Source organism: Psychromarinibacter sediminicola, from assembly GCF_029168335.1.
GTDB classification, from domain to species: Bacteria; Pseudomonadota; Alphaproteobacteria; order Rhodobacterales; family Rhodobacteraceae; genus Psychromarinibacter; species Psychromarinibacter sediminicola.
Window position 1 is genome coordinate 1 of the sequence record NZ_JARGYC010000096.1, and the last position, 14,030, is coordinate 14,030.

The following is a 14,030-nucleotide window of genomic DNA, read 5'->3' on the forward strand; positions in this document are numbered from 1 at the left end:
GTGAAGGGAAATGCGGCGACCGACGCAGGTCGGAAGGCCAGTGTCACCCGTGCCAGCCGCCACCCGCACCTGCTGCCCGTTTGGGATGCCGAGGCGAAGGCTCCGCGCTCCGTCAACCTCGCGACCGTCAGCCGGATCGCGGTCAACGGGCAGATCCACCAGTTCCACGCAGTCTGATAGGAGGACAATCGAAATGAAGACCGACATGGCAGCCACGCGCGAACGGCTTGAACAGTTCGCGGAATGGACCGGCACCGAGGCACCGGCGACCATCCTCGACGACGAGGGAGCGCCAACGCAGGAACTGCTGGCCTATGCCCGAAACGAAGAACTCTGCCTCGACTGGCTTTTCCTCGGAGACGTGCGGCCGCTTGTGCAGGCCTACCGCCGACGGCACGAGGAAATGTCGTGGCCTCGCGTGCAGGAGCGGGTCGACCTGCTTGCCAAGCTGGCCGACATGGAGCCCATCCGGGTCGAGGTCGACGAGGACAGCGTCCTTTTGACCGATGAACTCATTGCCTTCTGCAAGGAGGCACGCGGAGACATCGACTGGCTGCTCTGCGGGAAAGACGAGAATGTCCTGCGGTCGCACCAGTCCAAGGTGAAGGAGACCGAGCCTCTCGTGGAGGAGGTCAAGTCGCTCTCGGAGGCCGAACGGCGCGGGCTTCAGGTCGCCCTCCGGATCGCAATTCGGGAAAAGCGCAGCGTCGAAGAAGCCTTGGCTGCCTACTCCGAGGTCGTGGAAGAGGAGCGCGCAGCATGACCGACACAGCGACCTTCGATCCATCGCAGTTCCGCAGAGCCTATGGCGAGACCGAGAGTAAGCTGAATGTCCTCTCCGGCCTGACCTACGCGCTCTACGAACTGGCCTCCGAGTCCAACCGCATCAACGTACCAGATGACGATGCCAACGCCATTCTGTCGCTGATCCTCGCTGTCGAGGAGCACTCGAAGCAGCTTTGCGCGCTGCACGAGCAGGAGTGGCAGGTCGTCATTCAGGGTCGCGCACCCATCCCGCAGGACGCAGCGTAACCAGCCAGACAGAGGCCGAAAGGGGGTGATATCCGAGCCGTCCGACACTGGTACTCGGGGCCGCGCACCATTGTGGCCCCGCTTTCTGTGAGGCCGCCTGTTCCATGAATTACCCATATGCCATCAACCGCAGCTGGTCCGACCGTTTCATTCCTGAAATCCAGCGCATCGTCGGCGCGCATCTTCTCTCCATCGCGCCCGACGCCTTCGACATGCACGAAGCGACTGACCTGCTGATGATGGAGGCGAAGGACATGCACATCGCCGCGAGGGTTCGCCGGCCCGGCTACGCTCGCGTTTACCCCTACGACTTCACCATTCGCGCGCAGGTGCCCTCGGGCGCCGAAACCGAACTGTCCAAGATTGTGAACGGCAAGGGCGACTGGATGTTCTACGGCCATGCCGATGCCAGTGGACGCGGACTGGCATCGTGGTGGCTGATCGACCTGCGTGCCTTCCGGGCCGGTCTGATCCGCCAGGCCACCAATGGCTACCCGATCCGCTGCGGGGATCGGACGAACCCGGACGGCACGCGGTTCAAATGGTTCGATATACGGTCGTTCCCGCCGGAGCCGCCGTTGGTTGTGGCCAGTGGCCACCGGGAGGAATGCTGATCTGGTCGGAAGGTCTCCGTGCTACCTCCGGTCTGCCTGTTCGTACTCGACACGCAGTGGCTGCCGATAGGGCCACGTATCCAAAAGGACATGTGTTAATCATTGGAAGCGCGCTCTACATAGCTCCCAGCGTGGGGGCGCGCTAACGAGGACGAGCACGATGCGTTTTGGAAACTTCACCCTGCCCTTGGTCGAAATGGCATTCCTGTTCCTGGTTGTGGCGTTCGCCGCCTGAAGGAGCAGAGCCATGTCGTCTCAAGACCTTCGGAACACACTCGAAGCCCTCCGTTCCGCGCAGAACCCCCTCATTGAAGGCCTGCCGCATCAAAGCGTGCGGCGGAAGGAATACCTCAACGCGCTGGCCCAAGCCTATGAGGCCGGAATGCTCGTTCCGGCACAGGAGTAAGGGCGCTCGTCGCGTAGCTCTACATCAGTCCATTTTCGCTCGTGATTGCAAGCTGCGCCCGAGGCCGTCACCTCGCTCTGCGTGCTGTAGCCGCCCAGTCTCTCAGGGTCCTTCCTGACCGGTAGTGCTTGTCGCGGATGGCGCAGAGCGCGGTGTCAGAGAATTTTTTGAATTTCTCAGGGCGCGCAGCCATAGATGCGCCGAAAAATGAAACTCAAGTTGGTATGGAAAATGGTAGCCCTGCGTCACGCCATGAGCTTACGAATTGTTTCTTAAGGATTTTCTAGAGGTCAATGGTAGCGGAGGAGGGACTTGAACCCCCGACACATGGATTATGATTCCACTGCTCTAACCAACTGAGCTACTCCGCCGGAACCGGGCGCGTAGGTATGCGAAGGGATCGGGGGGGTCAATAGGAATCGAGCGGGCACGGCGCATTATGTAGTGGCCTGTTCGAGCGGTCCGCCGATCGCGTGCGCACTGGCGCGGGACGACCTCAGCCTGGGCCGTCCCACCCGGCCCTTCGGCGACGACGGCTCGCCCCGCCAGGGCCCCGGCGGCGGCTCGCGCGCGGCGGCCAATACCTTCAACCTTACGCCAGCTTTCGCCGACCGGCGCGGTTGCGGCTTGCAATCGGCCGCGCCGCGGCCCACTTCCTTGCGCATAGTCGCGGCCGCCTGCCCGTCCCCGTTCCGGACCCGGACATGACCGACCAGATCGTCCCAGAGATCGGCTCCGTCACCGACGTGGTCGACAGGATGGAAACCGCCGCCGGCGGCGACAAGACCACGCTGCGCGAGGTGGTCGCCGCGCTGGGCGAGGCGTCCTTCATCCCGGTCCTGATGGCGCCCGCGCTGGCCGTCGTCTCGCCGCTTTCGGGTATCCCGGTCTTCTCGTCCGTCTGCGGCCTGACCATCGCGCTGGTCGCCGGGCAGATCCTGTTCAACCGCGATCACCTGTGGCTGCCCGACTGGCTGATGCGCCGGCGGATCGCCTCCGCGTCGCTGCGCCGGGCCACGCGCTGGCTGCGCAAGCCCGCCGGCTTTCTCGACCGCCACGCCCGCACGCGGATGAGCTACCTCGTGCAACCGCCGCTGACCTGGCTCATGGTGCTGACCTGCATGCTCTGCGGGCTGGCGATGCCGTTTCTCGAACTCTTCCCCTTCACCTCGTCGATCCTGGGCGGCGCGGTGACGCTGTTCTCGCTGTCGCTTCTGGTCCGCGACGGGCTGATCGCGGCGCTCGGCTATGGCTCTGTCGGCGCGGCTGCCTGGGTCGGCATCAGCCTGGTCGGCTAGCCGTCGCGCCGCGCCCCCCGGCTCGGCCGTGGCGCTCCCGGCCTGCATCCGAACGGCGTTCGTTTCGCTGACGCAGCGAAATCCTTTCCAGGAATCGCTTGCCCAAACCGCTTTGACCGCGCAACACTGCCCCCGGGAGGATTGGAAGGCGCCGCCGGGCGCGCCCGGTCGACCGACACCGAGGCCCGCGAAAGAGGCCCGGTCGATCCGCGCGCCCTTCCGCCGCTCTGCCGGCCGGTCGGCCTCCCGTCAAAGGCGAACCGAACGCACCATAGGGAGATTTCCGCATGTATTTCGAACGATCCAACCGGGGGCGACTGCTGCTCGGCAGCGCGCTTACACTGGCCCTTTCGGCCGGTGCCGCAATGGCCGATATCCGCTTCTGGACCACCGAGGAACAGCCCGAGCGGCTGGAGCGCCAGCAGGACATGGCCGAGGCCTTCGAGGCACAGACCGGCATCGCCGTCGAGGTGATTCCCGTCACCGAGTCGGATCTCGGCACCCGCGCCACCGCGGCCTATGCCGCCGGCGACCTGCCCGACGTCGTCTATCACCCGCTGTCCTACGCCCTGCCCTGGGTCGAGGCCGGCATCCTCGACGCAGACGCCGCGACCGAGGTGATCGAGAGCCTCGGCCCCGACACCTTCGCCGCCGGCACGCTCGACATGGTCGCGACCGAGGACGGCTGGGCCTCCGTGCCCTCGGACGGCTGGACGCAGATGATCGTCTACCGCAAGGATCTGTTCGACGAGGCCGGGCTGGAGCCGCCGACGACCTACGCCAACGTGCTGGCCGCCGTCGACGCGCTGCACAACCCGCCCGAGATGTTCGGCTTCGTCGCCGCGACCAAGGTGGACGAGGCCTTCATGAGCCAGGTGCTGGAGCATGTCTTCCTCGCCAACGGCGCCTCGCCGGTCGGCCCCGACGGGTTCAAGGGCTTCGACGAGGCGAAGACGACCGAGGTGCTGGAGTTCTACAAGGCCATCGCCGAGGCGTCGCCGCCGGGCGAGCTGTACTGGGACCAGTCGCGCACGCTCTACTTCGCGGGCGACGCGGCGATGATCATCTGGTCGCCCTTCATCCTCGACGAGCTCGCCGGCCTGCGCGACAGCGCCCCGCCGACGATCAACGACGACCCGACCTCGACCGAGCTGGCGTCGAAGACCGGTATCGTCACCAACTTCGCCGGCCCCTCGAACCCCGACGGCGCAGCGTGGTCCTCGACCAACCTGTTCGGCATCACGGCGGACGCGAATTTCGACGAGGCGATCCAGTTCGTCGAATACTCGATGGGCGAGGGCTATGAATCGACGCTCGCCATCGCGCCCGAGGGCAAGTTCCCGGTCCGCCGCGGCACCGCCGACGACCCGACCGCCTTCGTCGACCTCTGGGCCACCCTGCCGGTCGGCGTCGACCGCAAGGCGCCGCTGGGCGACCTCTATGCGCAGGAGATGATCGACGAGATCGTCGGCGGCCTCGACGTCGCGCAGCGCTGGGGCGTGGCGGACGGGCAACTCGCGCTGGCGTCGAAGATGATCAACAGCCAGGTCATCAACCGCGTGGTGCGCCAGTATATCGACGGCCGGATCGGCGCTGCCGAGGCGGTCGAGATGATGAACGACGAGCTGGCCGCCATCGAGTGACCGTCGCACGGCTCTCCCGCCCCTCCCCCTGCCGGGGGAGGGGCCCGGCGAGGGCTTCTCCGCACGCCACGGGACCGACCGATGACCCAGCCCACGCCCCCCACCGGCACCGGCCCGCTCGGCCGCCGCGAGGCGCGCCTGGCCTGGGGCCTTCTGTTCCCGACGATCTTCTCGGTCTCGATGGTGGTGGTCCTGCCGCTGCTGTCGATCTTCTGGATCAGCTTCAAGCCCATCGGGCTGGCCGACCTGCGCGCCCCCACGCCGGTCGTGCGCGAGGCCCTGCGCGGCCGGCCGGAGGCGGCGGGCGACGCGGCCACCCTGCAATACCGCCTGCGCAACTCCAGCCAGGACAAACCGATCCTCGGCGTCACCCTGACCGACACCATCCCCGAGGGGCTGACCCTGGGCGAGATCGACCCGCGCTGCGCGCTGGAAGGCCCGTCGCTGTTCTGCGACTTCGGCGACCTCGACGGCGGCCAGCGCGAGGAGATCGAGATCCCGGTCACGGTCGAACAGGCCTATTTCGACAACGGCGTCGACGTGGACGACAGCCCGCCCGAAATCACCGGCCGGTCGGAGAACGTGCTGACCAACCTCGACTTCACGCTGGAGAACTTCGCCCGTGTCTTCCGCGGCGACGACTTTCTCACCGTGCTCTGGGCCACGGTCTTCTACACCGTCTTCGGCACGATCGGCGCGCTGGTCACCGGCCTCTTCGCCGCGATGCTGCTGAACAAGGCGTTCCGCGGCCAGGGTTTCCTGCGCGGGCTGTACCTCTTCCCCTACGTGGCGCCCGTGATTGCGGTAGCCTTCACCTGGGTCACGCTGTTCGACCCGTTCTCGGGCTCGGCCAACGCGCTGCTGGTGCAGATGGGGGTGATCGACCAGCCGATCAACTTCTTCGGCCAGCGGCCGCTCGCGCTGATCATGGTGACCGTCTTCGAGGTCTGGCGCTACTTCCCGCTGTCGTTCCTGTTCATCCTCGCGCGGATGCAGTCGATCGACACCGACATGTACGAGGCCGCCGACATGGACGGCGCCTCGCCGTTCCAGCAGTTCTGGTTCCTGTCGCTGCCCCAGCTCATGGGCATCCTGTCGGTCCTGTTCCTGTTGCGCTTCATCTGGACCTTCAACAAGTTCGACGACATCTTCCTGCTGACGGGGGGCAACGCGGGCACCCGCACGCTGACCGTGAACGTCTACGAACAGGCCTTCGCCGTGTCGAATATCGGCGCCGGCGCCGCGGTGGCCGTCGTGATCTTCTGCGTCCTGCTGGTCTTCTCGATCTTCTTTTTGAAATACGTCAGCCGCGAGGAGGGCCTATGACCGCCATCCGCGCCCCGAAAGCCGCTTCGAAGCGGCTTGGCCAAGCGGTTTCGAAACCGCTTACCACGCAATTTCGAAATTGCGTGGCCAAGGCCCTTCGAAGGGCCTTGCCGCGCCCCGTTCAGGGGGCCTGCCCATGAGCGTCCTGCGCATCGGCTGGCTGACCGGCGTCGTCCTCGGCATCCTCTGGAGCTTCGTGCTGACCTTCGCGCTGGCGGTGATCGTCGCCTTCGGCGCCGGGGTCGAGGTCCGCCCCGACCCGCTGTGGACCCTGCTGTTCGGCGCGCTCTACGGCTCTGCCGGAACGGCGCCGAAACGGGCGCCCTGGGTGATGATCCTGTTCGGGGCCGTCCTGATGGGCGCGATGGGCGGCATCGGGCGCGGCCCGATTACCGGGTCGGAGACGGTGCCCCAGGCCCTGCTGCCGATCGCCAACGGCGTCCTGGGCGCCGCGCTGCTGGGCTCGATGCTGCTGTTCATGAAGGACGTGTCCGTCGGCCGCGTCACCCGCCACGTCTGGGAGGCGGCGGTGATCCGCTTTCTCACCGGCATCGGCTATATCGTCTTCACCGCCGTCGTCGCGATTCCCTTCTACGTGATGGTGATGACCAGCCTGAAGAACCAGTCGGAACTGATGCAGAACCCGCTGGATTTCTCCATCGACCTCAGCCAGGGCTGGCACTTGTTCGACAGCTATTACGAGCTGCTGACCGCCTTCAACTTCGGCACCTACCTCTGGACGTCCTTCTACGTCTCGGTGCTGACCGTGCTGATCACCCTGCTGTTCTCCGTCCCCGGCGCCTATGCCGTGGCGCGGCTGCGTTTCGCCGGGCGCACCACCTTCTCGCGCTCGATCCTGCTGATCTACATGGTGCCGATGATCGTTCTGGCCCTGCCGATCTACATCGCCTTCTCGATGACCGGCCTGAGGAACACCATCTTCGGCATCGTCATCATCTATCCCGTCACCACCATCCCGGTGTCGCTCTACATGCTGCAGGGCTACTTCCGCGGCCTGCCGGCGGAGGTCGAGGAAGCCGGCCTGATGGACGGGCTCACGCGGCTGCAGGTCATCTGGAAGATCACCCTGCCGCTGTCGCTCCCCGCGCTGGCCTCCGTCGCGCTCTACGTCTTCATGATCGCCTGGAACGAGTTCCTGCTGGCCTTCATGCTGCTCGACGACCCGTCGAAATTCACCCTGACCCGGGGCGTCGCGATGCTGAACTCCTCCGAGATCCCGCGCCAGCACCTGATGGCGGGCGCCGTCATCGCGACCGTGCCCATCATGGTCCTGTTCCTGGGGCTGGAGAAATTCATGACGCGCGGCCTGACCGCGGGGGCCGTCAAGGGATGACCCCGGACCGCGACCGCGAAGCCCGCGCCATTCTCGCGCGCAACGACCGGGGCGGCTACACCGTGCCGACGGCCGGGCTCTATCCCTACCAGTGGAACTGGGACAGCGTGTTCGCCGCCCTCGGCTTCGCCGAACACGACACCGACCGCGCCTGGACCGAGATCGAGACGCTGTTCCGCGGCCAGTGGGACAACGGCATGGTCCCGCACATCCTGTTCCACCAGATCGACCCGGAGTATTTCCCGGGCCCAAATGTCTGGAAGGGCACCGGCCCGATCCCGTCCTCGGGCATCTCGCAACCGCCCATCGCCGCCACGGTCGTCCGCTGGCTGGTCGGGCGGCACCCGGGCGGCGAGCCCCGTGCGCGGCAGCTGTTCGGCCCGCTGATGGACTGGCACCGCTGGTTCATGACTTGGCGCAACGAGGGCGGCGCCATCGTCGTCACCCACCCGTGGGAGACCGGGCGCGACAACTGCCCCGACTGGGACAGGCCCTTCGCCGCGATCGAGCCGGACGGGATCACCTCGTACCACCGTCGCGACACCAGCGAGGTGCAGACCGACGAACGCCCCAACAGCTGGGAATACGACCGCTACCTCTACCTGGTGAAGCTCGGCGCCGAGAGCGGCTGGGACGAGGCGCACCTGAAGGACACCACCCCCTTCCGCGTGGCCGACCCGACGATGACCTTCACCCTGCTGCGCGCCACCCGCGACCTGCGCGCACTGGCCGAGCGCTGGGGCCAGCCCGTGGCCGAACTCGACGGCTGGATCGCCGAGATGGAGGCCGGCGCCGACCGGCTCTGGAACGACGAGATCGGCGCCTACGACACGCTCGACATCCGCAGCGACGCCCATTCCGGCGTGATTTCCAACGCCTCCTTCCTGGCCTGGTACGCGGGCGTCGGCGGCGACCGCATGCTGGCCCATTTCGACCGGATCGCAGAGGCCACCCGCTACTACGTGCCCTCCACCGACCCCGCGCATCCGGCCTACGAGCCGCGCCGCTACTGGCGCGGGCCGGTCTGGGCGATGCTCAACATGCTGATCGCCACCGGGCTGGGCGAGGCCGGGCATGCCGATCGCGCCCGCGCGCTGACGGAAAACACCCGCGACCTGATCGCGCGGAAGGGCTTCGCCGAATATTTCGACCCGCGCGACGGCGCGCCGCTGGGCGGGCAGACCTTTACCTGGACGGCCGCCGTCTGGCTGGCCTGGGCCTCACCCACGACAGGGAGACTGACATGGGCCGCATAGAGCTGAATTCGGTCGAGAAATGGTTCGGCGACGTGCAGGTCATCAAGGGGATCGACCTGCAGATCGACGACAGCGAATTCGTCGTCTTCGTCGGCCCCTCGGGCTGCGGCAAGTCCACGCTCTTGCGGATGATCGGCGGGCTGGAAGAGACCTCGCGTGGGGCCATCGTGATCGACGGCACCGACGTCACCGACCAGCCGCCGCACCAGCGCGGCCTGACCATGGTGTTCCAGTCCTACGCGCTCTACCCGCACATGTCGGTTCGCGACAACATGGGCTTCTCGCTCAAGACCGCCGGGGCGCCGAAGAAGGAGATCGCCGACAAGGTGAACCGGGCCGCCGACATCCTGAAGCTCGGCCCCTACCTCGACCGCCGGCCCAAGGAGCTTTCCGGCGGGCAGCGCCAGCGCGTCGCCATCGGCCGCTCCATCGTGCGCGACCCCACCGCCTTCCTGTTCGACGAGCCGCTGTCGAACCTGGACGCCGCGCTCAGGGTCGAGATGCGCTACGAGATCGCCAAGCTGCACCGCAATCTCGACAAGACGATGATCTACGTCACCCACGACCAGGTGGAGGCGATGACGCTCGCCGACCGGATCGTGGTGCTGGATTACGGCACCGTCGCCCAGGTGGGCACCCCGAAAGAGCTCTACGCCCATCCCGCCAACCTGTTCGTCGCGCAGTTCATCGGCTCGCCCTCGATGAACATCCTGCCCTGCACGGCGGCCGAGGGGCGCTATACCCTCGACGGCGGCCGCGGCGGGCCGTTCACCGGCGACCACGCGGCGGTCCAGCTCGGCATCCGCCCCGAGCATATCGACATCGGCGCCCCGGGCGAGGGCCAGCTCGACGCCACCGTCGACGTGCTGGAATATCTCGGCGCCGATTCCTACGTGATCGTCGACGCGGGCCCGCTCGGCCAGATCACCATCCGCAGCCATGGCGAGGAAGCGGTGGAGCCGGGCCAGAAGGTCGGCCTGGTCTTCTCCGAACCGCACCTGCATTTCTTCGATGCCGGGGGCCTGGCCGTGCGGGGCAGCTGAGGCGCGCAACCCCGGGGCGGCAAACAGGTTAACGACACGGCTTCCCACGCCGCGGTCCCGCCTGCTACGCCATGCGCACCCCGCCGCAGAAAGGACAGACCGTGCCGGACCTCCAGCCGCTCCCGGATGCCGACATCGACCGCCGCATTGCCGCGCATCTCGATCCGGGCGAAACCGTCCTCTGGCAGGGCACGCCCAGGCCCGCCACCTTCGTCTCTCCGGTCGGCACGCTGCTCTGCATCGGCCTGATCGCCCTCGGTCTCGCGATCTTCACCGGCCTCATCGACCGCTATGCGTTCTTCCCCGCGCCGCCGGGCTCGCTCCAGCGGCTGCTGCCCGCCGCCGCCCTCGTCGTGGTCGGCGGCATCGTCCTGGCCTCGCTCTGGACCCGCCGCGGTGCCAACTGGGCCTATGCCATCACCGACCGCCGGCTGATGTCGGCCCGCGGCGACACGCTGGTGCGCTCCGTCGAGCCCGGCGACATCAGCCGCTTCGACACGCACCGCGACGCCGTCTACTGGCGGACCCTCGACGTCCCGACGCGGGACCGCCAGAGCCGGAACCGCGAATCCCGCTATCCCGGCTTCCACGGCCAGGACGACCCGCAGGGCATGCTGCGCACCCTGGAAGACTGGCGCGAGGGTTTCTCCCGCCGCGCCGGCGACAGCGCCGCCGCCTTCGTCGCGGCCGCCGGCACCGACGCCCCGGCCGAGGCGCCACCCGAGGGCATCCGCCGCCTGCGCCACCCGGCCACCGGCCTGACCCTCGACATCCCCGCCGACTGGGAGGCCACGGTCAGCCAGGACAGGATCGGCCCCCTGCGCCTGTTCGGCGTCACCCTGCTGAAACGCTTCGACCGCCCGGGCGAGGAACGCCCCTACGAAGACGGTGCCCGCTGGAACCGGCTGACGGTCCGCGGCGCGCCCGATGCCGGGCTGACCCTGATCGTCCTCGACGAGCCGCTGACCAAGACCCTGCGGGAGGTGCGCGACGACCCCTGGGCCAGGCGGCTCAACCTGACATTCCTGAAGGAAACCCCGGAGCTCGAGATCGGCGGCCTCCGCGGCTTCTCCCTGGTGCGCCAGATGCCCGCCGGGGCACGGCTGGTCGGCTTCGGCAAGGTCTCGGCCCCGGTCGCCACCCGCCAGGCCTGGCTCGGCCACGGCGCGATGCACCTGGAGATCGTCGGCATGGCCCGCCTCGACCAGCCCGACGTGCAACGCGCCGTCGACGCCATGATCGACTCGATCCGCCTGCCCTGAGCAGAACCAAACGCGGCCCGGCCACACAACAGATATCCCCCACAGCTTCATCTTGGCGGAAATACTCCGGGGGGCCGCTATTGTCGCGCCATTGGTCCGAGAGACAATGGCGGCGGTGGCCAGCCCCCCACCTCGGTCGGATCGCCACGCGATCCGAAGCCCCATCGGAAAAAGCCCTTGGGCCTCGGCGCGAAACGCCCGAAACTCGCGCCATGCCCGGCCGCCTGTTCCTCACCACCCCGCTTCCCGAGATCGCCGCCTTCCTCGGCGCCGACGCGGCGGGCCTTGCGCCGGACCCGCCCCGCCACAACATCGCGCCGGGGCAGGAGGTTCTCGTCTGCCCGCCCGACCGCCGCCTGACCCGGATGCGCTGGGGCCTGATCCCCTCGGGCCGCGTGAATGCCCGCGGCCGCCCGGTGATGGAAACCATCGTCAACGCCCGCTCCGGAACCGTCTTCTCCAAGACCGCCTTCGACGGCGTGGCGCGGGCCCTGGTCCCGGCGGACGGCTGGTACGAATGGACCGGGCAAAAGCGCCGCAAGACCCCGTGGCGCATTTCCCGCCTTGACGGTCGCCCTCTCGCCTTCGCCGCGATCACCGACACCTGGCAAGGCCCCGGCGGCATCGCCGTGGCGCAGGTCGCCATGGTCACCTGCCCGCCCTCGGGCGATGTGGCCAACATCCACGACCGCATGGGGGTTCTGCTGGAGCCCGAGCAGTTCGAGGCCTGGCTGACCGGCGACGAGACCGCCGCGCAGGCCCTGATGCGGCCCTACCCGGACGGCAGCCTCACCGTCGCCGAAGCGACAGACGTCGACTGGTCCGGCGCCTGACGCCGGCGCGACCTACCCGCAGCAGGCCCCGCCGGTCTGCACCGGCGGACAGGGCACGGTCCCGTAAGAACAGAAGACGCAACAGTCCCCCGCCCGCGGCGTCAGAAGCGCCTTGCATCCGCGGCATTCGTAGAACCACTGGCAGGCATCCGTCGGCATCGCCTCGGCCGCCGCATAGCCGCAGTCCGGGCAGGTCAGCGTGCTTTCAAGCGTGACGCTCCGGTCGGTCATGGCCCGGAGCATACCTCCCTGCGTCCGCCGGGCATAGCCCCCGGCGCAATCTGCAGGCGCGCCCTTTTCTTTCCCGCCGTCGCAGGGCAAGCCTCCGCCCATGGAACACAGCTTAACTTTCTGGATCCTCACGGTCATCGGGTCCGTCATGGTCGGCATGTCCAAGGGCGGCCTGCCCATCGTCGCGATGCTGGCGGTGCCGCTACTGTCCTTCATCATGCCGCCGGCCACGGCCGCCGGCCTCTTGCTGCCGGTCTACATCATCTCCGACGGCTACGGCGTCTGGCTCTACCGCCGCCAGTTCTCCGCCCGGAACCTGAAGATCCTGATTCCTGCCGCCGCCATCGGCATCGCGCTGGGCTTTTCCACCGTCGCCTTCGTCCCCGGCGACGCGGTCAAGCTCGCGGTCGGCGGCATCGGGCTCTACTACCTCGCCGACAAGCTCAACCGCCGCCGCAATCCGCACGCCCCGCCGCGCCCCGCCGACGTGCCGCGCGGGCTGTTCTGGGGGTCAATCGCGGGGTTCACCAGCTACATCTCCCACGCCGGCGGCCCGCCGTTCCAGGCCTATACCCTGCCGCAGCAGATGCCCAAGATGGTCTTCGCCGGCACCGCCACCATCATGTTCGCCGTGGTCAACCTGATGAAGGTGCCGCCCTACATCCTCGCCGGGCAGATCACCTGGGACAGCTTCAGCGCCACGCTCTGGCTCGCCCCAGCCGCGTTGATCGGCGCCTGGTCCGGGTATCGGCTGACGCAGATCCTGCCCGAGAAGCTGTTCTTCGCCTTCGTCGAGACCGCGCTGTTCCTGGTTTCGGCCAAGCTCGTCTGGGATGTCGTCGCCGGCTGATCGCGGGGGCTTGCGGGCAGCCCGGCAACCGCTATCCTGCGCCGGTCACATCCGGGAGAGGAGGGCACGCCCCATGCATATGAGTTCCGAACGCGATATCGCCGCCCCGCGTCACGAGGTTTGGGCCGCGCTTCTCGACCCGGACGTGCTGCAGGCCTGCGTGCCCGGCTGCAAGGAACTGACCGGCACGCCCGAAGACGGCTTCGAGGCGACGGTCACGCAAAAGGTCGGCCCGGTGAAGGCCACCTTCAAGGGCCAGGTGACCGTGTCCGAGATGAACGAGCCGCATTCCCTGCGCCTGTCGGGCGAGGGCAAGGGCGGCCCCGCCGGCTTCGCCAAGGGTGGCGCCGACGTGCGTCTGGAAGAGATCGAGGAGGGCACGCGGCTGTCCTACGACGTCGATGCCAGCGTCGGCGGCAAGCTCGCCCAGCTCGGCAGCCGCGTCATCGACGGCTTCGCCAAGAAGATGGCCGACCAGTTCTTCGAAAGCTTCCAGAAGGCCGTCGAAGGCACCGCCGAGGAGGTGCCCGAGGACGCCCCCGAAGAGGAAAAGAAGAAGGGCTGGCTCGCGCGGCTCCGGGGCTGACGCCACCGCGAAAGGCTTGATTTCTCCGCGGAACCGCCCGATCCTTTGACGCGGGATATGCTACACGACACGACCTCCTCGGCATTGCCGGATAGCGGCCCCGGTCGAGCGGAACGCCGTGCAGCGCCGACCCGCCGGGGCGCGGTCGAACTTTGCGATTCCGGAGAAATAAGCATTTAGATCGGACACTTGGCACCGTCATCGCCAGAAGCGCCGCCCCGGTGGGGGCGGGTCTCTCGGGCATTTCGAAACGAAATGCCCTGCCGACAGGCGATTGCAGAGCAATCGCCGAGAGG

The 14,030-nt window shown here is 67.7% G+C and carries 14 protein-coding genes and 1 tRNA gene; 13 read left to right on the forward strand and 2 right to left on the reverse strand.

Going from position 1 to position 14,030, the window contains the following annotated elements; translation table 11 throughout:
* The first annotated feature begins 193 nt into the window (after window positions 1-193).
* The 3 genes from P1J78_RS22215 to P1J78_RS22225 all read left to right on the forward strand — a co-directional run bounded on the left by P1J78_RS22215 (window position 194) and on the right by P1J78_RS22225 (window position 1,646).
* Complete coding sequence (locus P1J78_RS22215) at window positions 194-763, forward strand: hypothetical protein (RefSeq protein WP_275569576.1); 570 nt, start codon at window positions 194-196, stop codon at window positions 761-763.
* Complete coding sequence (locus P1J78_RS22220) at window positions 760-1,032, forward strand: hypothetical protein (RefSeq protein ID WP_275569577.1); 273 nt, start codon at window positions 760-762, stop codon at window positions 1,030-1,032. The genes P1J78_RS22215 and P1J78_RS22220 overlap by 4 nt, the downstream gene beginning before the upstream one ends.
* A 104-nt stretch (window positions 1,033-1,136) precedes the next feature.
* Window positions 1,137-1,646: a hypothetical protein gene (locus tag P1J78_RS22225; RefSeq protein WP_275569578.1), complete on the forward strand. Its 510-nt coding sequence runs from the start codon at window positions 1,137-1,139 to the stop codon at window positions 1,644-1,646.
* A gap of 700 nt (window positions 1,647-2,346) precedes the next feature.
* Here the strand turns inward: P1J78_RS22225 and P1J78_RS22230 are convergent.
* A tRNA-Met gene (locus tag P1J78_RS22230) sits at window positions 2,347-2,423 on the reverse strand.
* 333 nt (window positions 2,424-2,756) lie between these two features.
* On the opposite strand from P1J78_RS22230, the gene P1J78_RS22235 reads away from it, so the two are divergent.
* The 8 genes from P1J78_RS22235 (at window position 2,757) to P1J78_RS22270 (ending at window position 12,067) form a co-directional block, all read left to right on the forward strand.
* Window positions 2,757-3,350: an exopolysaccharide biosynthesis protein gene (locus tag P1J78_RS22235; RefSeq protein WP_275569579.1), complete on the forward strand. Its 594-nt coding sequence runs from the start codon at window positions 2,757-2,759 to the stop codon at window positions 3,348-3,350.
* 287 nt (window positions 3,351-3,637) lie between these two features.
* Window positions 3,638-4,993: an ABC transporter substrate-binding protein gene (locus P1J78_RS22240; protein ID WP_275569580.1), complete on the forward strand. Its 1,356-nt coding sequence runs from the start codon at window positions 3,638-3,640 to the stop codon at window positions 4,991-4,993.
* An 81-nt stretch (window positions 4,994-5,074) separates the two neighbouring features.
* On the forward strand, window positions 5,075-6,319 hold the full coding sequence (locus tag P1J78_RS22245) for a carbohydrate ABC transporter permease (protein WP_275569581.1): 1,245 nt from the start codon (window positions 5,075-5,077) through the stop codon (window positions 6,317-6,319).
* A gap of 136 nt (window positions 6,320-6,455) precedes the next feature.
* Window positions 6,456-7,673, forward strand: coding sequence for a carbohydrate ABC transporter permease (locus P1J78_RS22250; RefSeq protein WP_275569582.1), 1,218 nt, complete (start codon window positions 6,456-6,458; stop codon window positions 7,671-7,673).
* The gene (locus P1J78_RS22255) at window positions 7,670-8,929 is read left to right on the forward strand and encodes an MGH1-like glycoside hydrolase domain-containing protein (protein WP_275569583.1); all 1,260 of its coding nucleotides are present in this window, start codon (window positions 7,670-7,672) and stop codon (window positions 8,927-8,929) included. Before P1J78_RS22250 ends, P1J78_RS22255 begins: the two co-directional genes overlap by 4 nt.
* Window positions 8,917-9,972 carry an ABC transporter ATP-binding protein gene (locus P1J78_RS22260; RefSeq protein WP_275569584.1) on the forward strand — a complete coding sequence of 352 codons (1,056 nt, stop codon included), beginning with the start codon at window positions 8,917-8,919 and terminating at the stop codon, window positions 9,970-9,972. The genes P1J78_RS22255 and P1J78_RS22260 overlap by 13 nt, the downstream gene beginning before the upstream one ends.
* 101 nt (window positions 9,973-10,073) lie before the next feature.
* Entirely contained in the window at window positions 10,074-11,234 is a 1,161-nt protein-coding gene (locus P1J78_RS22265) for a hypothetical protein (protein ID WP_275569585.1), read from the forward strand.
* A 212-nt stretch (window positions 11,235-11,446) separates the two neighbouring features.
* Complete coding sequence (locus P1J78_RS22270; RefSeq protein WP_275569586.1) at window positions 11,447-12,067, forward strand: SOS response-associated peptidase; 621 nt, start codon at window positions 11,447-11,449, stop codon at window positions 12,065-12,067.
* 12 nt (window positions 12,068-12,079) lie between these two features.
* On the opposite strand, the gene P1J78_RS22275 is transcribed toward P1J78_RS22270, so the two are convergent.
* Complete coding sequence (locus tag P1J78_RS22275; RefSeq protein WP_275569587.1) at window positions 12,080-12,298, reverse strand: GDCCVxC domain-containing (seleno)protein; 219 nt, start codon at window positions 12,296-12,298, stop codon at window positions 12,080-12,082.
* A gap of 100 nt (window positions 12,299-12,398) precedes the next feature.
* On the opposite strand from P1J78_RS22275, the gene P1J78_RS22280 reads away from it, so the two are divergent.
* Both P1J78_RS22280 and P1J78_RS22285 read left to right on the forward strand, forming a co-directional pair.
* Window positions 12,399-13,148 (forward strand): sulfite exporter TauE/SafE family protein, encoded by a 750-nt coding sequence (locus P1J78_RS22280; protein WP_275569588.1) that lies wholly within the window; start codon window positions 12,399-12,401, stop codon window positions 13,146-13,148.
* A 73-nt stretch (window positions 13,149-13,221) separates the two neighbouring features.
* On the forward strand, window positions 13,222-13,734 hold the full coding sequence (locus P1J78_RS22285) for an SRPBCC family protein (RefSeq protein ID WP_275569589.1): 513 nt from the start codon (window positions 13,222-13,224) through the stop codon (window positions 13,732-13,734).
* Window positions 13,735-14,030: the final 296 nt, after the last annotated feature.